This is a genomic window from Pseudomonas sp. CBS (genome assembly GCF_024734645.1).
Taxonomy (GTDB): Bacteria; Pseudomonadota; Gammaproteobacteria; order Pseudomonadales; family Pseudomonadaceae; genus Aquipseudomonas.
In genome coordinates this window covers 1,138,886-1,159,524 of sequence record NZ_CP102929.1, presented here as the reverse complement: position 1 = coordinate 1,159,524, position 20,639 = coordinate 1,138,886, and the positions used below count along the sequence as shown (strand labels likewise).

The window sequence follows — 20,639 nt, the reverse complement described above, 5'->3', positions numbered from 1 at the left end:
TGGTGTGCTCCTGGTGTTGTTGGCTGGTGGTGGCAGCCGTTGGGGTTACTGGCCTTGCTCGGTTGAGTCGGTTTCTGGACGCGGCATGTCTTCATCTGCTCGGTAAGCGCGGATGTCGATCAAGGCGGCTACGTGTTTGATGTGGGCGTACCTCAATGCCTTAGCGCTGTGGTCCAGAGTGGTCACCGGCAGTTGGATGCGACCGGCGTTGATCGCCTCGATGAATGTCTTTTCATTAAGGTTTTTGAAGTAGTGCACGCGCAGCTTTTCCAGTGGGATAAGCACGTCCCCGAAGAGTTTATGCAGCATCTCGACGGTCGCGCTATCTGGCGCGGGTTGCAGCCGCAGCGGTGTTTGACTGTTGTTGCTCATGGGTCTCGGCCTCCTTGCGTTTGAGTCGTGATGGATGGTTCCAGGCATTCAGGCAATGACGCTTGGTCAGCTCCCGCAGATGCTCCGGCACTTCGAGGAGCGCGGCGTTGCGCTCCTCGCGTGTGCGCATGGCGACGATCTGCCGGGCGTATTCCCTAGGCCACGTCACGGTTGTCTGCCGGGATGGATGGCAGTTCGAGCCCCAGTTGCTCGGCGAGCCAGGGCATGCCGGCTTGCCGGACCTTGGTCGATTGGCTGTACTGCATGCCGGAAGTCTCGTGGTACCAGTTGCCATTCTTGACTCGCAGGTACTCGCGGTCCCGCACCGGGAAGGCCGGTAGGTTGCGGTCGTTGAGCAGGCCCTTGTCACGCATGAGCGCGATCAGCTTGGGGCGGGTGAGGCTGAAGTATTTAGCAGCTTTTTCCAGGCTACGTTCCATCTCGGCCTCCTACGCTGCATGCGCGGCAGGTGTAGCTGCTGCGGCCAAATGGTTGATGGATTCAACGACCATGCCGTACAACTCGACATCAGTCCCGTACACGGTGAAGCACTTGGTGCGCGGCGATTTCACGCCGATGCCCATGATGGTGGTGATGCCGGAGCGGGGTTTGTTGCGGTGAATTGCCAGGTAAATGGGCAGCTCGAATCCCAGGTCGAGATTGATCGCGCCGCCGGTACGCACCAGCTCGAACACTTGCTGCTTGTGTTCAACATCAAACTCACCATAGCGACGGTTTGAGTGGAGAGCAGGCAGTGATTCAGGCAGGGCGGTGGGATCGACCGGACCGTTGGCTATTTCTTCGATGAAGTCGGCAAGCTTGAGGTGCATGTTTTTGCTGTTGGTCAGGGTCAGCGTGTGGCGTTCGCTGCCCAGCTCAACGGTGAAGTGCGTGCCCGCTTTGCTACGTTCAACTTTCAGGCGGAAAGCCAGCACATCACGCCGTGGTGTGGTGCGCAAAGTGTGGTTGAAAGTCTCGCTGAGGTTGACCTGGGCATGCAGCAGGGCAAGGGTACGGTTGTCGAGTTTGAACTTGCTCATGCTGCGTGCCCTCCGCCATTCGGATCGAACGGTGCGGGGGCGGCGCGCTTTTTCAGCTTGGGTTTGGACGCGATGAACGTGCAGCCGCAATCTTGCGCCAGGCGGCGAATCTCGAAGATGCGGAGGGGGTCGGCAGCGGCCGGGTGGACGTGCAGGGTTGCTATGGTGTGCATTATAGGAATCACTCTGTGGTGGAGAGAGTGAAAATATTAACCCTATAGGTTATTTTTGCAAGAAAAAACAACCATAAGGGTGTTTATGTGTCTGGGGCTGTTCATCTGGATGATCGATTGATGTCCACATTTGAACCGAGGTGTTGTAAATTCAATGGTCATAAGACCAGCTCTCGTTAGGGGCGGTGAGCGCATGTGCTAGCGCTTCAATTAATAGCTAGGAATTTATAAAATCATGGAGAAACGATGCGTCTAATACCGTCGGATCCAGATGTTGAGACATTGGTCTCGCGTATTAATAGCGGTGAAGTTGATCTGCAACCTGACTTCCAGCGTGGAGAAGTTTGGTCTAAAAGCAAAAAGCAGAGGCTAATTGATAGTATATTGCGTGACTGGCACGTTCCTCCAATTCACGTTATTGAAGATAATTATACTGGAAGGCTTGAAGTTTTAGATGGGCAGCAGCGATTGGCTGCAATACGGGATTTTGTTGCTGGGGATTTTACTCTTGATGGTAACTTGGATCCTGTGGATTCGGACTTAGTCGATATACATGGTTTGAAGTATAACGATTTGCCTCATTTTTATAGGCGGCGATTCAATCATTTTTCAATTCGTCTATTTCGAGTTGTTGAATATAAGGCTGGTGAGCCAGGCGAACTTTTTTTCAGGCTAAATCAGCCTACTAGTTTGACCGGAGCTGAGCAGCGAAACGCTTTTTATGGTCCTATAAGATCGCAAGTTAAGAATCTTGTTGTAAGACTTGAAGATAGCAACTTGGATAAGAGGTTTTTAGGGTTTTCTAACTCAAGAATGGCATATGACGATGTTTTGTCTAGAGTGGCATTCACCATTGATCGTGGAAGTCTTGAGGTAAAGATAACCTCTGGTGATCTTGCGGAGCTCTACAGGTCTGAGGAACCGTTGGGTTATAGGGCGATTAGTTGTGTTGAGCGTGTTATAGATTTGTTTTCAGAAGTTGAGAGGAGGAATTATCCACCGATCCGTTTTAATAAGGCTACGTTGGCTACATGGATGATATTTATAGCTAGGTGTCTGATTAATGATGTGCAATGGATGAAGGCGGATACTCTTCTTGATTTTATGCATTACTTTGAAATGAGATCAAAATCTTTTGACTACCCGGAAGGGGAGGTTCTTGGTGAGCTAAGCTCTGAGCATTTATTTTATTTGTTCCATAGTCGCAGTAGCTCTAGAGTCTCTGATGTTTCATCAGTAATGATTAGGGATGCTGTAGTTTGGCTTCTATTTGTAGACTATGTTTATAGAACAAGATTGCCACAAAACTTTTATTTTTTTGATCTCGATGGTTTGATGGAATGCTTTGTCTCCCGAGGAAGTGGGCGGAACTTTGAAGATGACGACATGATCGCTAGAAATTTAATCAGTTTTGGCTGGGGGCGGATATAGTGACGCTAAGGAAGGCGAAAGTAGAAGATCATTGGCGACACACTTTTTCTCGGAACTATCCGACTCAGTTGCACTCGGTGAAGATTGAGGGTTTGTTGTGCCTTGAAGATGTTGAAATTGTTATTCCCAAAGGTATTTGCGCAATAGTTGGCGGTAACGGTGTAGGAAAATCCGCACTACTTGCAGCAATTACCGAGTTGCTGGGGAATGCAGAATTTTATCACGGGATAGGTCACAAAATGCGGCTGACCGGTAGTGTATTGGAGGCCGCAGTATTAGACAAAGGGGATGCCAAAAAGCTTACGACGATTACTGGAGTTGAGGGTGTTAGATGCCCTGGACCAGATAGATTTGATTCAAGGGTACACTGGATTGAACCTGCCTACATTGTAAACTTAACCCAGAAGCAACTAAGTCTTGATGCGGCTTTCAATGAATTGTTGGAGCCGCTGAGTCCGCTAGAGCTTACTGGTGAAGATTGTCAGATATTATGGTATATTTTAGGGAAGAAGATAGATTATTGCTGTATATATGAAGTGACAGAATATAGTGATCTCGATCCTTTTCCATATTTCATCTTGGAGTCTGGAGGGGTGCGTTACGGAAGCGAGCTTATGGGTTACGGTGAGCTTTCACTTCTTTCTATTTACTGGAAGTTAAGAACTGTTGAAAAAAATGAAGTGCTGATACTAGAGGAGCCTGAAGCTCACGTATCTCCAAGGTCGCAGCGGGCTTTAATGGATGTTATTGCTAAGGTGTGCGATGAAAAAGGTTTGACAGTTATTTTAACTACTCATTCTCCAGCGGTTATTGCAAACTTGCCTCAGCGCAATTTAATTTTGCTAACTAAAAATGGAGGTCGAACAGAAGTAAATATCGGTGCAAGTAAAACTCAGGTAAATGATTTGTTGGGCGCTGTGAGTTTAAAGAGTGGTCTGATTTTAGTTGAGGATCGAGCTGCTGTTCAATTTCTTATCTCTCTTCTTAGAGAGTTGAACTTGGAGCTTTTGTCGCAAGTGGATATTGTAAACGCTGGTTCTGCTTCCAATATTGAATCTGCGCTAAATATGTTGCCTAAAGCTACCGGGGGGTGGCTAACAGTAATCGGCGCATTTGATGGTGATATGAGAGCTACTACAGATGCCGGTAGATTCAATTGGAGTCATATATTTTTGCCTGGACAGTTGGCGCCAGAAAAAATTCTTCAATCAAACTTGTTGGCTCTGGCCGAAGGAACGCAGTTACTTGCTGATGAACTCCACAGAGCGGTTGGGGTCGTTCGTCATGCATTAGATGCGGTTGATGGATATGATGCCCACGACTGGTTTACTCAGCTTCCTAAGGCATTAGGCTGCGAGCATGGCAGTTTAATGGATGCACTCGTTAGGATATGGCTGGCACATAACCGAGAGCTGGCCGCGGCTTTTGTTAGAGAGCTTGTTAAACTGATGAATCTTAAATGAGTGTTAGGGTTGTATGCATAAATTTTCCCATGCATACAACCTATAGGTCTGAAATCTTCCATCGTGCTCGACCGCAAATGGTCCATTCTTCAGTGAGTCGAATAATGCGTTCTGGCCAATCCGGATTCAACGCGTATAGAAAAATTTCATTGCCTTCCTGCTTAAGCTGTTTGAGCGTAGCAGCTTGATCACGGCTTCGTTTAGCTGCAACAAAATGGCCACTGTGAGATTCAAGAGATGGGTCAATTACGATTTTGTCGCCCTCCTGAAACTTGGGTTCCATACTTATTCCCTCTACCCGTAGAATAAACGCTCTGGGACCAACGGGCCCCGGCGCGTCAATCCATTCTTCGGCGTCGCGAGGGTCAAAAGCTTCAGTGGCTTCACACCAAGTCCCTGCTGCGATTGAGCCAATCACCGGTAGCTTGCGACCAGCATATCCAATCACTGACCCATTATTGAAAGTGGTCAAGCCATAGGGTACGTCTAGCGTCCCATTAGGCAGCTGCAGGGCATTCTCGATTTCTCTAGCAATTTGGTCACCAATTCCCTTTGTAGGATTTTTCCCGCCAAAAGCACTGACTTGGGCAGGCGCTTTTCCTAGCAAATCGGCGATTTCGATGAGGCGCAGCTTCCTATCGCTCAAGATGCGTCGGAAATTTTGGAGTCTAGTGTCGGATATTCTCATTTCACTATTTTGGGTAGGTTAACCCAGAAGGTGAATGTCCTTGTAGGTATTGTAAAAAATAACCCCAAAGGTTAAATTGTGGTTGGAGGTATCTATGAAATTACGCGACTACATTAGCTCCTTGGACCCCAGTTCTCTCGCCGACTACGCCAGCCGTTGCCGCATCGCGGTGAGTTACCTAAAGCTTCACGTCAAGTACGCGAGTAAGGACCCTAGCGTCTCTTTGATCAAATCTCTCACTCGTGAGAGTGATGGTTCTGTGTCGCTCACAGAGGTACTCGAGCATTTTGGTATTCAATAGAAAGTTTCAAGCGCACTCAAATGTGTAGAAAAAAGGCGACCCAAGGGCCGCCCAGTTCCTCCCGGCACACACCACCACAGTGCTGTCGGGTCGCGATAAAGAGTTGCGGGCACACCACATGCAAACCGCTTCTCTTTACCGCGCTACCAAGACACGGATGTCTTGGGTTGCTGCCTTTTCCACCACAGATTAGGCAGCTGTTGCGCCAGAGGTGAGCAACGGATTGTTCGCCTCGGCACGGTGCCGGTTCGATCCCTAGATCTAGCCGGCGTTTTGGGCCCTTTCAAGCCACGCGGCAAATGTACCACCACTGCATGTCGCGGGGCACTGGCAACCTTGTAGGAATAATGCCATGAGCCGAATAGCTTTAAGCTGTGTTGATCGAGCGCAAAGGGAAGTCCTGACGCTCGAATTAGCCCTGTACCACGCCGCACGGGACTATCCCGGCGGTGCCGCCGCAATCGCCGCCACCACAGGCCGTAATGCCACCACGCTGCAGCACAAGCTGTCTCCCACCCATCCGTCTCACACCGTGAACATTCAGGAGTTCGGCGAGATCCTCGAACTGACCAAGGATCGCCGCATTCTTGATGCGGTGCATGCCCTGGTCGGCGATACCACATGGCAGGAGCTGGCTGAAACCTATACCAGTGACATGCCCGAGACCCTCACCACGGGTATTGCCTCGTACTTCCGGCAGGTGGCTGATTTGGCGGATACGTGGGCCAAGAGCATTGGCGACGGTGTCGTCAGCGATCAGGAACTGGCCGAGATTCGCCTGCAGGTGTTTCGCGGTATTCAGGGGCTGTTGGGGATGCTCAACCGGGCCACATACGTCAACCAGACCACGCGGGGTACTGACCGTGGCTGACGTTATCGATTTTGCCAACGACCTGGTGCAAGAGCGGATGGATCAGGCGCTTGCAGCACGCAATGCGAATAAAACGGCTACCGCTGCACATTCGTTCATGTTCTGCGAAAGCTGCGATACGCCGATCCCGCTAGCACGCCGTATTGCGATCCCTGGTTGCACCCAGTGTGTGACATGCCAGTCCATCGACGAAGCCAGGAAGGCCCGCCATGCTCGATGAGGTACTCAATCAATTCTCTGATTACGGCTTGGAGCCTGATCAACCCTTGGTGTTCGGCAAGCTAACCCGTTGCAAAACCACCCAGGACAAGGGCAAGGAAAAAAACGGCTGGTACGTGGTCCACGAGCATCTCACCGAGAAGAACGGAACGTTGATCTTCGGCAGCTTCGGTGATTGGCGGTCCGGTGAGTCTCAGAAGATCAAGGTCAAGGCCGGACGTATGAGCCCTGAGGAGCGCGAGGTCATGCGCGCTCGCCAGGAAGAGGCGAAGCGCAAGGCTGCCGAGGTCGCGGCGAATGCCTCACGTCGAGCGGCCAGCCGTGCATCGGCTCTGTTCAAGCGCATGCCCGAAAAGGGTAAGAGTGCCTACCTGGATCGAAAGCAGATCGTCGGCTTCAAGGTTCGCTATGCGCCACGTACCGGCGCGTTTTTGGTGCCTATGTGCAACGTGCGCGACCAGATCGTCGGCCTGCAGGTGATCTTCCCGGCAAAGCAGGAAGACACCGGGCGTGACAAGGCCTACTGGCCCTACGGCATGTCGAAAGAGGGTGCCTTCCACTTGATCGGCCCGCACCCTGAACCGGGTGAGCCAGTGCTGGTGTGTGAGGGTTACGCCACGGGCGCCAGCCTGCACATGGCGACTTCGCTGACGGTCGCCATCGCCTTCGATGCGGGTAACCTGTTGCCAGTCTCCAAGGCTATGCGCGAGCGCTTCCCGGGCTGCCCGCTGATCATATGTCGCGATGATGACTGGAAGACCAAACGCCCCAACGGCGAGCCTTGGAACCCCGGCGAAGAGAAGGCCAGCAACGCCGCACTGATCGTCGGTGGCCAGGTAGTCGCCCCCGTCTTCTCCGGCGAGCGTGAAATCAAGTGGACCGATTTCAACGACCTGCACATCGCCGAAGGATTGGAGGCTGTCCGCCGCCAGGTGCTGGCGGTGGTAAAGCCTCCAGCAGCTGGTGGTTGGAAGGACCAGCTTGCTCGTACCGAAAACGGCTCCCTGATCGCGCACATGCAAAACGTCGAGCTGATCCTGGGCAATGACGAACGCTGGGCCGGTGTCATCGGCTACAGCGTGTTCAGCTCCAAGATCGTCAAGCTGCGGTCAGCTCCTTTTGGCGGTGGTGCCGGTGATTGGGCCGACATTGATGACATGCGAGTGATGAAGTGGCTCGCGCAGCAGTACAACCTTCGGGTCAAGGCGTCTCATGTAATCGAGGCGGTCAGCGTTGTTGCCCACGACCATTCCTTTCACCCGGTGCGCGAGTACCTGGAGAAACTAAAATGGGACCGCGTGCCCCGGCTGGAAACCTGGCTGACCGATGTGCTGGGCGTCCAGCCTACGGAGTACTCGGCCAAGGTCGGAAAGCGCTGGCCGATCTCGGCTGTTGCTCGTGTGATGCGCCCGGGATGCAAGGCCGACTCGGTGATGATCCTCGAAGGCGGGCAGGGTGAAGGCAAGTCCACCGCCATGGGCGTCCTCGGCGGCGAGTGGTTTATGGACACGCCCTTTGCCCTCGGCGACAAGGACAGCTTCCAGGCCATTCGTGGCAAGTGGATAGTCGAGCTGGGGGAGTTGGACAGCTTCAACAAGGCTGAAAGCACCAAGGCCAAGCAGTTTTTTTCCGCGTCCACCGACACCTACCGCGAGAGCTACGGCCGCAGAACGAACGACGTGCCACGCCAGTGTGTGTTCGTGGGTACTACCAACCAAGAGGAATACCTTAAGGACGCCACAGGCAACCGTCGTTACTGGCCAGTGTTCTGTAACAAGGTCGATCTGGAGAAACTGCGCGAGATCCGTGACCAGCTTTGGGCTGAGGCGCTGTTCTGCTTTGAGGCGGGCGATATCTGGTGGGTGACCAAGGATGAAACCCGGATGTTCACGGAGGCCCAGGACGAACGCTTTGTGGTTGATGAGTGGGAAGGCCCGATTCTGACCTGGTTGGAGGAGTCGCAGATCGGCGAAACCGCCACCGGCAACGAGATCCTGAGCCAAGCGCTGAAGCTGGACTTCGGTCATTGGGGCAAGCCCGAACAGATGCGGGTCGGGGCGATCATGCACCGGCTGGGCTGGCGGAAGCGTCGCATGCCGGCATTGCCGAAAAGCGGGGTACGCCCCTGGGCCTATGAAAAACCTGCGGGTTGGGGGCGTATGTCTCCATTGCAGCAGTCGGTGATAGAGGAGCCTTGCTTCGATGATTAAACGAATCGACGAGATGCTCAAGCTGTGGGCGCAGGATCTGCATTCGCCTTTGCCGGACAACACTGGCGGGCCGAGTGGCGGCAACATGATCGCTATGCTGATGGAGTGCAAGGGTGAGCTGATACGCGGCACTCGCGGCAGCCGGGTGCTGCTGGATGAATCGGTGGATATCGAGCTGATCGTCAAGAAGCACCTGCCGCCCCGTCTTGCCCTGGTCGTTTGGGAGCACTACTGCAACCATGAAAGCTTTCTCTCGCAGAAGCTGTTGCACTGCGCCTGCAGCTCAAGAACCTATTACATGCGACTCCATGACGCCCATGTGTTCATCCAAGGGATGCTGATGGGGAAAGCTGCATGACCCTCGGCGTCACTTCGCGTGCCTCTGTCCTACTGTCCGGCCTTGTCCGACTCGCATTTAGCGCAGTTGGACAGGCGCAGGCCGCGCCGTTGCTGGGCTGTCCTACCGTCCAACCTTCACCCGCCCCACGTACACATGAGCATAGCGGGCACGTAGTCGCGCCCATGGCGCGCACGCGTGCTTTTAGCTTTCTCTCTATACACAAGAGAAAGTTAAATAAGGTAGGACAGTTGGGCGAAGCCCCGAATTTAGGCGCCTGTAGCTGTCCTACTTCGATTCTGAATAGTGGGACAGGCAGGACAGGGCACCAGAAGCGATAGCCGATTGAATGCGTTGTCCCTGTGTTGCACCTGCGTCATACCTGTATTGCACCCGTATTGCGCCATGGCATTAAAACTCGCTTGCTGCCAGTAAAATCCACCTGTAAAAAGTACCCATCTTCGATAGGTGCGACCGTAAGCAGCGGGACTCACCACCACACTAAACCCGGCCATTGCGCCGGGTTTTTGCGTTTATGGGGTAGGGCGATGACGAACGAGCAGCAAGCGCTTATTGATATGCCGATATGGATGGTGATCGTGCTGTCCCTGGTCGGGGGCATATCCGGCGAAGCATGGCGGGCCGACAAAGCGGGGGTAAGTGGCTGGTCCTTGATTCGCCGCTTGCTCCTTCGGTCCGGGGCATGCGTGGTCTGCGGGCTTTCCACCATGATGTTGCTGCACGCTTCAGGCATGTCGGTCCTGGCGGCGGGGAGCATCGGATGCCTCACCGCGATGGCTGGTGCCGATGTCGCCATCGGGCTGTATGAACGCTGGGCCGCCAAGCGGTTGGGCGTGTGCGATGTGCCGACCTCGGGAAGTGGTCAGGCTTAATTCGCTGGAGGCCACGTAATACGTGGCTTGTAGCGTAATGCGTCAAAATGGTGCGCCGAAAAGTCGCCGGGGACCCTGGGAGCATCCGAGGGACACGGGGCATGAAACCCGCGGGAAAGCGTTAGCGAATGGGCTGCCAGCTTACTGAAATTCAATCCATTGAAATTGAAAGGTTTCCATTGAAAAGCCGTTGAAAAGGAGGGCTTATGACGGATCCATTGTTCCTGTCTAAAAGCGCTTTCGCGGTTCGCATCGGCAGGACGCCGAGCTACATCACTTGGCTCAAAGGCAACAACCGCCTGGTGCTGTCGCCGGATGGAAAGATGGTCGATGTGCTGGCAACCGAAGCGCTGATCCTCGAAACCGCCGACCCCAGCAAGGCCGCTGTCGCCGCTCGACACCAACAAGACCGGATTCAGCGTGACGTTTACAGTCAACTGTCCCCCCAGGTCGAGCCGACTAACACGGCTGCGCCGCAGCAGCCCATCACCGTCAAGGGCCACGACTTCCAAAAGGCTCGCGCCATGCGCGAATACAACCTGGCGCAGCTGGCCGAGATCGAGCTGCACAAGGCGCAGGGCTCACTGGTCGCCAGGGATGCCGTCGAGCAGGGTGCTTACAACGCCGGGCGCCATCTGCGGGACCAGTTGTTCGGCCTACTCCCCCAGCTGTCCCACAAGTTGGCAGTGATGACCGATCCCTGGGATATCGAGAAACACCTGACGGCGACACTCCGTAAATCACTGGAAGAGGCTGAGCGCATGTCCTCGTCCGACCTTGAACGAGCAATGACGACGGGCTGACCTATGACCACGGAATTTCCTGACGGTGACCGTGCGTACCGTGAGGCGTATTTCCGTGGGCTAAGACCCGACCCAGATCTCTGGATCGACGAGTGGGCCGACGAATACATGCGCATCCCGCGAGACACGGGCGCGCCTGAGCCCGGCCAGTATCGGACCGAACGGACGCCGTACGCACGCGAACCCATGCGCTGCCTGTCGCCGGCCCACCCGTGCCGGCGAGTGGTCACCATGGTGGCTTCGCAGCTGATGAAAACGCAGATCGCCTTGAACTGGATGGGCGGCCTGATTCACATGGCACCATCCAACATTCTGGCGCTGTTGCCCAGCCTGAGCCTGTCCAAGCGGGTCTCCGGGCGGATCAGCAAGACGATCAAGGCCACCCCGGAACTGGCGAAGCGTGTAGCGGCCAGTCGCTCGCGGGATGCCCGTAACACCATGGACACCAAAGAGTTCGAGGGCGGCGCCTTGTACGTCACCACGGCGGGCTCGGCAGCCAACCTATCCGAGCTGTCGGCACGATACATCTATGGCGATGAGGTCGACCGTTGGGAAAACGATGTCGGCCAGGAAGGCGACCCCGTCGTGCTGGCCGAAACACGGGCTACAAACTTCGGGCGCAACGCCAAGATCTACTTCTCCAGCTCGCCCACGTACAAGGGCGCTTCGCGGATCTCGGACCTGTTCGAGTCCAGCGACCAGCGTTACTACTACGTGCCATGCCCCACCTGCGGGCATATGCAGGTGCTGGAGTGGGAGCGGCTGCTCTACAGCAAGGATTACAAGACGGTTCACTACCAGTGCGCCGCGCCTGAATGTGACGTCCTGATCGAGGAGCATCACAAGACCGACATGCTCGCCCGTGGCGAGTGGCGTGCCCATGGCGGCGGCGATGGCAAGACGGTGGGCTTCCACCTCAACGCGCTGTACTCGCCTATTGGCTGGAAGGACTGGCCCTCGCTTGCCGAGGAGTTCGAAGACGCCAAGAAGGCCCAGGCCAAGGGCGACATGGGTCTGATGCAGGTGTTCTATAACACCCGCCTCGCCAAGGTCTGGGACAGCGCGCAAGAGCAGACCAAGGCCGACGTGCTGGTCGCTCGGGCGCGGCTGGAGACCTACACCCTCGGCAGCATGCCGGTGGGCGTGCTGATGCTGACCGGTGCCGTCGACGTCCAGGCCAACCGCCTGGAACTGATGGTTATGGGCTTCGGTGTCGGCATGGAACGCTGGGTGGTCGACCACCAGGTGATCTGGGGCGACCCTGCCGATGAACGCACCTGGGCGGTGTTGGACGAAAAACTCAAGGTTCGATATCGGCATCCGTGCGGTGTCGCGTTAGCGATCCTTGCGACGGGCGTCGACTCCGGCGGTCACCACACCGACGAGGTGTACCAGTTCTGCCGTGTGCGGCGCTGGCGCAACATCTTCGCCATTAAGGGCGCGAGCAAGCCCGGCAAACCGGTGATTGCTCAACGACCGTCCATGGTCGATGTGACATGGAAGGGTCAGACCGAACGTGGCGGCGCCGAGCTGTGGTTTGTCGGTACCGACACCGCGAAGGACTGGATCTACAACCGCTACGCCTTCGAGGACGGCCCCGGTTCGTTGCACTTTGCCAACGATCTGCCGGACGAGTTCTTCGCCCAGTGCGTGGCCGAGCGCAAGGTTGCCCGATACGTCAAAGGCTACAAGCGTATCGAGTGGGTCAAGGGTAAGGCTGAGCGCAACGAGGCGCTCGACCTGATGGTGTATTGCCTGGCGATGGCGCATTACCTCGGCATCAACCGGTACCAGGAACACGACTGGGAGCGGGTGCGACAGGCGCTGGCTCAGTCCGGTTTGTTCGACGATGTGTTGGGCGTCAAGCCCGTGCAGGGCGAGCGCGTCAACGCTGACGAAACACCGGCACCGGCACCAGTAGCGGCGCGTCAGTCGCTCCCCGCACCGCCACCTGCTGCATCTGTCGCCCAACCGCGACCCGCTGCACCCCCACAACGCCGCAGCTCCACCAGCGGTTACCTGAAGAGACGCTGATATGTCGTTTACCCCGAAGCACCTCGAAGCCATCGAGCGCGCCATTGCACGCGGTGAAAAGACCGTGCGCTACAGCGACCGCACGGTTGAGTACCGCTCTATCGACGAACTTCTCAAGGCCCGCGACGAGATCCGCACGTCGCTGAGCCAAGCCGCTGGGCCGCGCTCTCGCGTGATCCGGCTTACCCACGGAGGCAAGGGAATCTAATGGCCCGACATTATCCGACGCTGACCCGTAACGGATTCTTGCTGCCGTCGAACATCAAGGCCAGTTACGAAGGCGCCGGTGAGGGCCGACGTTCGGCCAGTTGGGAAGCCACGGACAACGGCATCAATAGCATCAACACCCCGGCCCTGCGCAATCTACGTGCGCGTTCGCGGGCGGCGGTGCGCAATGACCCGTACGCGTTCAACGTCATCGACAAACGCGTAAGCAACCTGATCGGCACCGGCATCACGCCCAGGCCGACCACGGACGACGCCGAGCTGCGCAAGCTCAAGCAGCAGCTGTGGGATGACTGGGTGGATGAGGCGGATGCCGATGAGCTGACCGACTTCTACGGCATGCAGGCCCTGGTGGCGCGCACCGTCGAAACGGCCGGTGAATGCTTTGTGCGATTGCGACCCCGCAGCCCGAGCGAAGGGTTGGCAGTACCGCTGCAGCTGCAGGCGCTGGCGCCTGAATTTGTCCCTCACGATAAATTTGAGATGGCCAAAAACGGCAACGTGATCCGCGCCGGGATCGAGTTCAACCCGGCGGGCAAGCGTGTGGCGTATTACATGTACCTATCGCATCCACGCGACTCGTCGTCGTTGAACGCTGGCTACAACCAGTTGGTGCGCGTACCGGCAACACAGGTGCTGCATATCTTCGAACCGATGGAGCCCGGGCAGTTGCGCGGCGTCCCACGTTTGGCCCCGGTGCTGAAGCGCCTGCGCAGCTTGGATAACTACGACGACGCGGTGCTGTTCCGGCAGGAAGTGGCGAACCTGTTCGCGGGCTTCATCAAGCGCCCGGCACCGGAGGCTACGCAGCAGCCTCGTGATCCCGTTACTGGCATGCCATTGAACGTTGACCGCGACGGCTTCACGCCGATGGTCGCCTTGGAGCCCGGCACCATGCAGGAGCTGGGGCCAGGTGAAGAGGTGGAGTTCTCCAAGCCACCGGATGCCGGCAACAACTACCCGGACTTTATGCGGCAGCAGTTGATGGCGGCGGCGGCGGGTTCGGGCACTCCGTACGAGATCCTTACCGGCGACATGCGCGAGGTCAACGACCGGGCGCTTCGGGTGGTGCTCAACGAGTTCCGGCGGCGTCTGGAGCAACTGCAGTTCGGCGTTTATGTGCATCAGTTGTGTCGCCCGGTGCGGGCTGCCTGGATGGACATGGCGGTGTTGTCCGGTGCCCTGGTGCTACCGGACTACGCGCAACGTCGACGCGAATATCTGCGTACACGTTGGGTGCCGCAGGGTTGGGCTTACATCCAACCAGTGCAGGACGTACAGGCGCGGCGGATGGAAGTGCAGGCTGGCTTTGGCTCGCGCAGTGAGATGTGTCTGCGCAACGGCTACGACGCCGAAACCATCGACGCTGAAAACGCTGCCGACCTCGCCAGGTCCACGGCCCTAGGCCTCAACTACACGACTCTTGATGCCATCGAGCCTATTGATGACAAGGAATTACCATGAGTAAAAAAGCCAAGCCCCGCGTTTATGACAAGGCGGGCAAGCAGGTCAAGGTCGCCGATAAAAGCTGGTACACCCTCCAGGCCAGCGGCGAAGCCGACCAACGCAACATCGAAATCTTCGTCTACGGCGAGATCGGTGCCTGGGGCGTCACCGCCAATCAGTTCGTGCAGGATCTGCGCGCCATGGATGACGGTGTGTCGCCAGTGATCGTTGCGTTCAACAGCATCGGCGGAGACCTGTTCGACGGCCTGGCGATCCACAACACACTGTCGCGCCTGGGCGAGCGTTGCACGGGGCGCGTTGATGCCCTGGCGGCGAGCGCGGCCAGTGTCGCGGTGTGCGGCGCTCACCGAGTGGTGATCGCGGCTAATGCCATGCTGATGATCCACAACCCATACACCTACGCCGGTGGTGATGCCGAAGACTTTCGCCGTGTCGCGGACGTGCTGGACCAAACCCTGGAAGCGATCATCGCGGCTTACAAAGCGAAGGCGCCGGACATCGACGAAGCCGAGCTGCGGCGCATGGTCAACGCTGAAACATGGCTCACGGCCAATGAAGCGGTGGCGCTGGGTCTGGCGGATGAAGTCGGCGACGGCCTCAAGGTCAGCGCCTGTCTCGGCCAGGGCAGCGTGTTGCAGCGCTTCCAGCATGCGCCGCCTGAACTGCTCGCCCAGTTGGACGAAGAGCCTGAAGCCGAACCGCCTGAGCCTGATCCTGCCCCTGTGCTGGACGCGGCCAAGTTGGCTCTGATGGTCACCCAGGGATGTGCAGCGGCCGGCATCAGCAACCTGGTGGACCCGATACTCGCAGCGACCAAGCTGGAAAGCGAAGCCGTGGTACAGGCAGCGCTGACTAAAGCCAAATCCCTACACGGACTGTGTGTAGCAGCACGATTGCCAGAGCTGACCGGCGAGTTCATCAGCGCAGGTCTCGACGAAGCGGCAGTCCGCGCGCGGTTGTTCGACAAACTGGTGAGCAGCGGCGGCACCTTTGAAATCAACAACAGCCTGCCGCTGGACGATGACCCAGCCGCAACGATCAAGGCCAAACAGGTCGACACTCACTCAATCTGGGCCACCCGTCAGGCGGCGCAGAACGGTAACTCGAAAGGAGCAAGAGCATGAAAATCGAATCGATGCACGCAGGCGAGTTCCTGCTGTCTGAAGGCGCTGGCAACATTTCCCGCGAAGCGATCAACGTCGCCGCTGGTGCTGCCTTGGAGCCTGGTCAGATTCTTGGCCTGGTCACCCTTACCAGCGAGTTCGCCCCATATAAGCCGACCGCCGAAGACGGTACCGAAAACGCCATTGCCATCCTCTACGGTCCGCTGGGCGAGTCGGATGTGCCACGTCGCGGGCGTGCCATCGTGCGCCTGGCCGAGGTCAGTGAGGCGCATTTGACCGGCCTTGATCCTGCTGCTGAAAAGGCCCTGGCTACCCATTTCGTGATCGTCCGCTAAGACGCTCACCCTTTTTATCCATCCCGCTGCGTGCGGGATTTTTCGTTTCTGGAGAGTACCCCATGGCCGATATCGCCATTTTTGAAGACGATGCGTTCAGCGTTTCCTCGTTGACCGCTGCAATCAATGACCAGGAATACCTGCCGGGCCGTATCAGCAGCCTCGGGCTGTTCCGCGAAGAAGGCATCAGCACCCTGACCGTGCAGATCGAGAAGGACGGCGACACCCTGGCCTTGGTGCCAGCCGGTGAACGTGGCACCTCGGGCCTGGTGGTTGGCGGGGCCAAGCGTCAGATGATTCCCTTCAACACTGTGCACTTGCCCGAACGCTTTACCATCAAGGCGGATGAGATCCAGGGCATCCGAGCTTTTGGCTCGCGCACTGAGCTGCAGTCCGTGCAGGATGTGGTCAACAAGCGCTTGGCGAAGGCCCGTCGTCAGTTGGACGCCACTCATGAATTCCATCGCATGGGCGCCCTGAATGGGCAAATCCTGGACGCTGATGGCAAGACCTCGCTGCTGGATATCTACAAGACGTTCGGCGTGGTTCGTAAGAAGCTGCCGATGGGCTTGGGCAACCCGGACACTGAGCTGCGTGTCCGTGCCGGTGAAGCACTTGATATGCAAGAGGAAGCTCTGGGCAGCATCACCAGCACCGGCTCCCGCGCCTTCTGCGGCAAAAATTTCTGGAACAAGCTGATCGTCCACAAGTCGGTCAAAGAGACCTACCTCAACACCATGCAGGCCGCCTCCCTGCGTGGCGATGCCCGTGAGAGCTTCGAGTTTGGCGGGATCGTCTGGGAGCGCTATCGCGGCAAGGTTGCGGGAGTTTCTTTTGTCCATGACGACAAGGCGCTGCTGATCCCTGAAGGCGTCCCGGATCTGTACATCTCGTCCTTTGCACCGGCCGACTATATGGAAACGGTCAATACCCAGGGCATCCCGTACTACAGCAAGATCGAGCCGCTGCCGTTCAACAAGGGCGTGGCCGGTGAAGCTCAGTCTAACCCGCTGCACCTGTGCACGCGGCCCCTGGCGCAGATCCTGCTGGAGCTCTGACCGTGAGCTTTCGCGACCTGGTCGCCGAAGTCGACGCGGTGGTGTTCGAAACACTGGGCGATACCGCACGGATCGAGGGGCGCGAACAACCAGTGCTAGGCATGTTCGCTGCACCCTGGTTACAGCCCAAGCTCGGCAAGCTGAACACTGGCTTGCGCGAGCCTCGGTTTGAGATCCGCGTCTCTGATTCGGAGGGTCTTGTACGAGGGCTGTTGGTTAGCGTCGATTTGCCTGCCTTGGATGGCGGCGGCGATTATGACCTGCTGCAGTTGGAGCCGAGTGGTGACGGTCTGGTGGCCCTGATCTTGAGGTTACGCCCATGAGTGTCGGTAGCTACTACAAGCCCTCCGCTGGCGGCGGGATGATATCTATCCAGTCCTCGGCCGCAGATCTCCAGGCGTTTCAGGACTTCGCCAAGTTGGTGCCCAAGGCAGCAGCTACGGCGCAACGTCGAGCGATCAACAAGACTCTGGGGTGGTTGCGCACGCACATCGCCCGGGCAGTCAGTCGCCAGGAGCGCATTGCTGTTGCGGCGGTGCGTCAGCGGTTGCGCAGTTACCCGGTGTCCGGCGGAGCTGCGAGCGGCAAGCTGTGGTTTGGTTTGAACGCCATTGAGTCCAGCCGAATCGGACGAGCGCGGCAGACCGGCAGCGGTGTTTCAGTTGCCGGGCGGCGGTACCAGGGCGCGTTCCTGAAAAAGGTCTACGGCAACAAAGCAGACATCTGGATTCGTACTGCGAGCAAGCATTTCAACGCAGACGATTATCCCGACAGCACGGTGTCACCCGGTCGAGGGCCAGGTTCAGGGTGGGTTGCGGAAAACGGCAGCCGCTTCCCGCTGGCCAAGGCCAAAGTGTCTCTGGAGCAGGCCCGTCCGCACTTTGAAAGCTGGGTACAAAAGGCCGATGAACGCTTGCTGGAGATCCTAAAACAGGAACTTAACTTTGAGCTGCAGAAGTACCTCAAGAGGATCGGGTAATGGCTGACGAACCTTTCAGCTTGGATCAGCTATACCAAGCGGTCGAGCAACACCTAGTGCGGCATCTGCCAGGCGTTCAGACAGTAAGGGCCTGGCCGAACATCCAGGACCGCATTGCCCTGCCGGCGGTGTTTTTGGAGCTGGCCGAGATTGAACCAGGCACCGACATCGGCACGGGTGAAACCACGTTGGTGTGCAAGTTCGAGGCGCGGATTATTGTTGACCCGATCCCTCTCCAGCATCAGCAACAGGCGGTGCAGTTGGTCACTCAGCTTGCTGTTTTACTGAGGGCTCAGACCTGGGGGCTTGAGGTCGAGCCGGCAGAGTTCGTTCAGGCACTACAGGATTGGACCCAGCCAGCGTTGGATGGTTACACCGTATGGCTGGTGGAATGGACGCAGCAAGTGTACCTCGGCCCTGAAGAATGGCCTTGGCCCGATCAGCCGCCTGGCATGCTGTTGTTTGGCTTCAACAACGATGTCAAAGAGGACTTTGTGCCTGCGGGGGACATGTGAGCGGCTATGCCAGCGCCCAGCATGACCGCATGCTCGCCGGGGTGGTGAAGGATTGTTATGTGGTGGCACTCGACTTGACCGCCTCGCCGCCGGTGTGTCGGGTGTCGGATGGCGACTGGGTTAGCGCCTGGGTACGTTGGCACAGTATCGCAGCCGGCAAGGCTAGGCACTGGCGGGCACCGTCTATGGGCGAGCAGGGGGCGTTGGTCAGTGCCAGCGGTGACGTGGCTCAAGGCACATTTATCCCAGGTTTGTATGGTAATGCCGGCCCCCCGCCGGATAACCGCGATCATGTGGAAGTCTGGCGGTTTGATGACGGCGGTTCGCTGATCTACGACTGGCAAGCCAAGAGCTACAGCATCACTCTGCCCAGCGGCACGGTGACGATCAAAGTCGCCAGTACTGAGGCGGTTATCACAGACAGCGCCGTGAATGTGACCACCGGCAACATCAATCTGAAGGCGGCGGTGACCATCGACGGCGCGTTACACGTCACGAAGGGAATCACCAGTGCCGGCGCGATCATTGACGCTGGTGGTAACAGCAATCACCACACCCATTAATTTCAACCCACAAACAGCCCGCCCAGCGCGGGCTTTTTCATATCTGGAGTCTGCCTTATGAGTAAGTCTAGAACTGATGGCGATTCTGCCGAGACCATTGTGGTTTCGGGAGTGAAGCCGGCGCCGCTGGGGTTTTCCGTTACTGCTAGCGCGGTTGAGTCCATCGGGCCAGCGCGTGTTTTTCGCGACAAGGTTTTCACCTCGCGGACATTGATCCTACCCGGCGGCGGGACACTTGCTGTTGTTGAAGGTCGCGTTACCGCATGTGGCGATGATCAATTTGCGTTCTTGAAAGCGCATCCAGATTTGGAGCAATTGAAGGAGTAATCACAATGATCGGAATGGACCGCCATACCGGCCAGCCCATATCCGGCATCGCGCACTTGCGCCAATGCATTCCAGACATTTTGGGCACACCACTGGGCAGTCGTCGCCATCGGCCTGAATACGGCAGCAAGCTGCGACGGTTTGTTGACTTGCCCGTTACAGAGGGTTGGAAAAGCGCCGTTCAAGCCGAAGTCGCTCGCGCCTTGGGGCGCTGGGAACCGCGCTTGAAGCTGGACCAGGTGCGCGTCCTTTCCGTTATCGGCGGGCAAATCAACCTGAAGATCGTCGGGCAGTACCTGGGCGACGGCGTCACGCTGGAGGTGGCTGTATGAGTATCGTGGATCTGTCGTCATTGCCGGCGCCGACCGTGTTGGAGCCGCTGGACTTCGAAGCGGTTTATCAGGAGGGGCTCGGGGTTTTTCGCGGGTACATGGGCAGCAACTGGACTGCCGCCCTTGAAAGTGATCCGGTGGTTAAGGTGCTGGAGGTTGGTGCTTACATCAAGGTCGGCAACCGCGCCCGGGTCAATGACGCCGGCAAAGCGTTGTTGTTGGCGCACGCCATACGCGGCGACCTTGATCACCTGGGGGCCAACGTCAATCTGAAGCGCCTAGTCATTCAGGCCGAGGATCTGCTGGCGGTACCACCGGTGCCGGAGGTTAAGGAGGATGACGCCGCGTTTCGTGAGCGCATCCAGTTGGCCTATGAGGGCTTGACCACGGCCGGTCCGCGTAACAGCTACATCCTGCATGCGCGCAACGCCTCGGGGCTGGTGGCGGATGCCACAGCCGAAAGCCCGGCGCCTTGTCACGTCACGGTCACGGTGCTGGGGTTGGACGGGGCAGGCGAGGCCTCCCCTGAGTTGCTGGCTACAGTAGCCACCGCGCTGAATGACGACGACGTGCGGCCAGTAGGGGATCGGGTGACGGTGCAAAGCGCCCAGGTGATCCGCTACAAAATTGAAGCGATCCTGCACATGACCAGCGCTGGTCCGGAAGCGGATGCCAGTTTGTCCGAGGCGAAAAGTCGGTTGGCGGCTTGGATCAATCCGCGCAAACGGCTGGGCATTGAGGTGGCACGGTCCGGCGTAGACGCTCAGTTGCACGTTGCCGGCGTTTCCCGGGTTGAACTAGTCGGCTGGCAGGACTTGGCACCGACCAAGGCTCAGGCGGCGTACTGTACGGGCTACGCCGTGACGGTGGCGGGTTGAC

Annotated in this window: 27 protein-coding genes; 21 read left to right on the top strand and 6 right to left on the bottom strand. The window is 57.4% G+C overall.

Annotation, left to right across the window (positions count from 1 at the left end):
- Positions 1 to 45: 45 nt before the first annotated feature.
- Genes NVB75_RS05155 through NVB75_RS05135 form a run of 5 tightly spaced genes read right to left on the bottom strand, consistent with a single transcriptional unit; the run spans position 46 to position 1,585 of the window.
- Positions 46 to 372 carry a pyocin activator PrtN family protein gene (locus NVB75_RS05155; RefSeq protein WP_258346300.1) on the bottom strand — a complete coding sequence of 109 codons (327 nt, stop codon included), beginning with the start codon at positions 370 to 372 and terminating at the stop codon, positions 46 to 48.
- A complete protein-coding gene (locus tag NVB75_RS05150) occupies positions 323 to 541 on the bottom strand; it encodes a hypothetical protein (RefSeq protein ID WP_258346299.1) in 219 nt (72 codons plus the stop codon). The genes NVB75_RS05155 and NVB75_RS05150 overlap by 50 nt, the downstream gene beginning before the upstream one ends.
- The gene (locus tag NVB75_RS05145) at positions 528 to 812 is read right to left on the bottom strand and encodes a phage antirepressor KilAC domain-containing protein (RefSeq protein ID WP_258346298.1); all 285 of its coding nucleotides are present in this window, start codon (positions 810 to 812) and stop codon (positions 528 to 530) included. Before NVB75_RS05145 ends, NVB75_RS05150 begins: the two co-directional genes overlap by 14 nt.
- A 9-nt stretch (positions 813 to 821) precedes the next feature.
- Positions 822 to 1,412 carry a hypothetical protein gene (locus NVB75_RS05140; RefSeq protein WP_258346297.1) on the bottom strand — a complete coding sequence of 197 codons (591 nt, stop codon included), beginning with the start codon at positions 1,410 to 1,412 and terminating at the stop codon, positions 822 to 824.
- Positions 1,409 to 1,585, bottom strand: a complete 177-nt coding sequence (locus NVB75_RS05135) for a hypothetical protein (RefSeq protein WP_258346296.1) — start codon at positions 1,583 to 1,585, stop codon at positions 1,409 to 1,411. The genes NVB75_RS05140 and NVB75_RS05135 overlap by 4 nt, the downstream gene beginning before the upstream one ends.
- A 246-nt stretch (positions 1,586 to 1,831) precedes the next feature.
- Here NVB75_RS05135 and NVB75_RS05130 point away from each other — a divergent pair, with 246 nt between their 5' ends.
- Positions 1,832 to 3,016, top strand: a complete 1,185-nt coding sequence (locus NVB75_RS05130) for a DUF262 domain-containing protein (protein WP_258346295.1) — start codon at positions 1,832 to 1,834, stop codon at positions 3,014 to 3,016.
- A 77-nt stretch (positions 3,017 to 3,093) separates the two neighbouring features.
- Positions 3,094 to 4,479, top strand: a complete 1,386-nt coding sequence (locus NVB75_RS05125) for an ATP-dependent endonuclease (RefSeq protein WP_258346294.1) — start codon at positions 3,094 to 3,096, stop codon at positions 4,477 to 4,479.
- Positions 4,480 to 4,519: 40 nt separating this feature from the next.
- Here the strand turns inward: NVB75_RS05125 and NVB75_RS05120 are convergent, their stop codons facing one another.
- On the bottom strand, positions 4,520 to 5,125 hold the full coding sequence (locus tag NVB75_RS05120; RefSeq protein ID WP_258346293.1) for a LexA family transcriptional regulator: 606 nt from the start codon (positions 5,123 to 5,125) through the stop codon (positions 4,520 to 4,522).
- Positions 5,126 to 5,820: 695 nt separating this feature from the next.
- Here NVB75_RS05120 and NVB75_RS05115 point away from each other — a divergent pair.
- The 19 genes from NVB75_RS05115 to NVB75_RS05025 all read left to right on the top strand — a co-directional run bounded on the left by NVB75_RS05115 (position 5,821) and on the right by NVB75_RS05025 (position 20,638).
- On the top strand, positions 5,821 to 6,339 hold the full coding sequence (locus tag NVB75_RS05115) for a phage regulatory CII family protein (protein ID WP_072446455.1): 519 nt from the start codon (positions 5,821 to 5,823) through the stop codon (positions 6,337 to 6,339).
- The gene (locus NVB75_RS05110) at positions 6,332 to 6,559 is read left to right on the top strand and encodes a TraR/DksA family transcriptional regulator (RefSeq protein WP_258346292.1); all 228 of its coding nucleotides are present in this window, start codon (positions 6,332 to 6,334) and stop codon (positions 6,557 to 6,559) included. The genes NVB75_RS05115 and NVB75_RS05110 overlap by 8 nt, the downstream gene beginning before the upstream one ends.
- Positions 6,549 to 8,768: a VapE domain-containing protein gene (locus NVB75_RS05105; RefSeq protein WP_258346290.1), complete on the top strand. Its 2,220-nt coding sequence runs from the start codon at positions 6,549 to 6,551 to the stop codon at positions 8,766 to 8,768. Before NVB75_RS05110 ends, NVB75_RS05105 begins: the two co-directional genes overlap by 11 nt.
- Positions 8,761 to 9,126 carry a hypothetical protein gene (locus tag NVB75_RS05100; protein ID WP_258346288.1) on the top strand — a complete coding sequence of 122 codons (366 nt, stop codon included), beginning with the start codon at positions 8,761 to 8,763 and terminating at the stop codon, positions 9,124 to 9,126. The genes NVB75_RS05105 and NVB75_RS05100 overlap by 8 nt, the downstream gene beginning before the upstream one ends.
- A 527-nt stretch (positions 9,127 to 9,653) precedes the next feature.
- On the top strand, positions 9,654 to 9,998 hold the full coding sequence (locus tag NVB75_RS05095; RefSeq protein WP_258346287.1) for a phage holin family protein: 345 nt from the start codon (positions 9,654 to 9,656) through the stop codon (positions 9,996 to 9,998).
- Between the two features lie 206 nt (positions 9,999 to 10,204).
- Entirely contained in the window at positions 10,205 to 10,801 is a 597-nt protein-coding gene (locus tag NVB75_RS05090; protein WP_258346286.1) for a terminase small subunit, read from the top strand.
- 3 nt (positions 10,802 to 10,804) lie between these two features.
- On the top strand, positions 10,805 to 12,835 hold the full coding sequence (locus tag NVB75_RS05085) for a phage terminase large subunit family protein (protein WP_258346285.1): 2,031 nt from the start codon (positions 10,805 to 10,807) through the stop codon (positions 12,833 to 12,835).
- A 1-nt stretch (position 12,836) separates the two neighbouring features.
- Positions 12,837 to 13,043, top strand: coding sequence for a phage head-tail joining protein (locus tag NVB75_RS05080; protein WP_032889620.1), 207 nt, complete (start codon positions 12,837 to 12,839; stop codon positions 13,041 to 13,043).
- The gene (locus tag NVB75_RS05075; RefSeq protein ID WP_258346284.1) at positions 13,043 to 14,524 is read left to right on the top strand and encodes a phage portal protein; all 1,482 of its coding nucleotides are present in this window, start codon (positions 13,043 to 13,045) and stop codon (positions 14,522 to 14,524) included. Before NVB75_RS05080 ends, NVB75_RS05075 begins: the two co-directional genes overlap by 1 nt.
- Positions 14,521 to 15,651 carry a head maturation protease, ClpP-related gene (locus tag NVB75_RS05070; RefSeq protein ID WP_258346283.1) on the top strand — a complete coding sequence of 377 codons (1,131 nt, stop codon included), beginning with the start codon at positions 14,521 to 14,523 and terminating at the stop codon, positions 15,649 to 15,651. The genes NVB75_RS05075 and NVB75_RS05070 overlap by 4 nt, the downstream gene beginning before the upstream one ends.
- Positions 15,648 to 15,986, top strand: a complete 339-nt coding sequence (locus tag NVB75_RS05065; protein ID WP_258346282.1) for a head decoration protein — start codon at positions 15,648 to 15,650, stop codon at positions 15,984 to 15,986. The genes NVB75_RS05070 and NVB75_RS05065 overlap by 4 nt, the downstream gene beginning before the upstream one ends.
- A 62-nt stretch (positions 15,987 to 16,048) precedes the next feature.
- Positions 16,049 to 17,044: a major capsid protein gene (locus NVB75_RS05060; protein WP_258346281.1), complete on the top strand. Its 996-nt coding sequence runs from the start codon at positions 16,049 to 16,051 to the stop codon at positions 17,042 to 17,044.
- A gap of 2 nt (positions 17,045 to 17,046) precedes the next feature.
- Positions 17,047 to 17,367 (top strand): hypothetical protein, encoded by a 321-nt coding sequence (locus NVB75_RS05055; RefSeq protein WP_054917694.1) that lies wholly within the window; start codon positions 17,047 to 17,049, stop codon positions 17,365 to 17,367.
- Complete coding sequence (locus NVB75_RS05050) at positions 17,364 to 18,023, top strand: hypothetical protein (RefSeq protein ID WP_258346279.1); 660 nt, start codon at positions 17,364 to 17,366, stop codon at positions 18,021 to 18,023. Before NVB75_RS05055 ends, NVB75_RS05050 begins: the two co-directional genes overlap by 4 nt.
- Positions 18,023 to 18,538 carry a hypothetical protein gene (locus NVB75_RS05045; protein ID WP_258346278.1) on the top strand — a complete coding sequence of 172 codons (516 nt, stop codon included), beginning with the start codon at positions 18,023 to 18,025 and terminating at the stop codon, positions 18,536 to 18,538. The genes NVB75_RS05050 and NVB75_RS05045 overlap by 1 nt, the downstream gene beginning before the upstream one ends.
- Positions 18,539 to 18,567: 29 nt before the next feature.
- A complete protein-coding gene (locus NVB75_RS05040) occupies positions 18,568 to 19,101 on the top strand; it encodes a phage baseplate assembly protein V (RefSeq protein ID WP_258348534.1) in 534 nt (177 codons plus the stop codon).
- A gap of 57 nt (positions 19,102 to 19,158) precedes the next feature.
- A complete protein-coding gene (locus NVB75_RS05035) occupies positions 19,159 to 19,428 on the top strand; it encodes a hypothetical protein (protein ID WP_258346276.1) in 270 nt (89 codons plus the stop codon).
- Positions 19,429 to 19,433: 5 nt separating this feature from the next.
- On the top strand, positions 19,434 to 19,760 hold the full coding sequence (locus tag NVB75_RS05030) for a GPW/gp25 family protein (RefSeq protein WP_073453769.1): 327 nt from the start codon (positions 19,434 to 19,436) through the stop codon (positions 19,758 to 19,760).
- On the top strand, positions 19,757 to 20,638 hold the full coding sequence (locus NVB75_RS05025) for a baseplate J/gp47 family protein (protein ID WP_258346275.1): 882 nt from the start codon (positions 19,757 to 19,759) through the stop codon (positions 20,636 to 20,638). Before NVB75_RS05030 ends, NVB75_RS05025 begins: the two co-directional genes overlap by 4 nt.
- Position 20,639 lies beyond the last annotated feature (1 nt).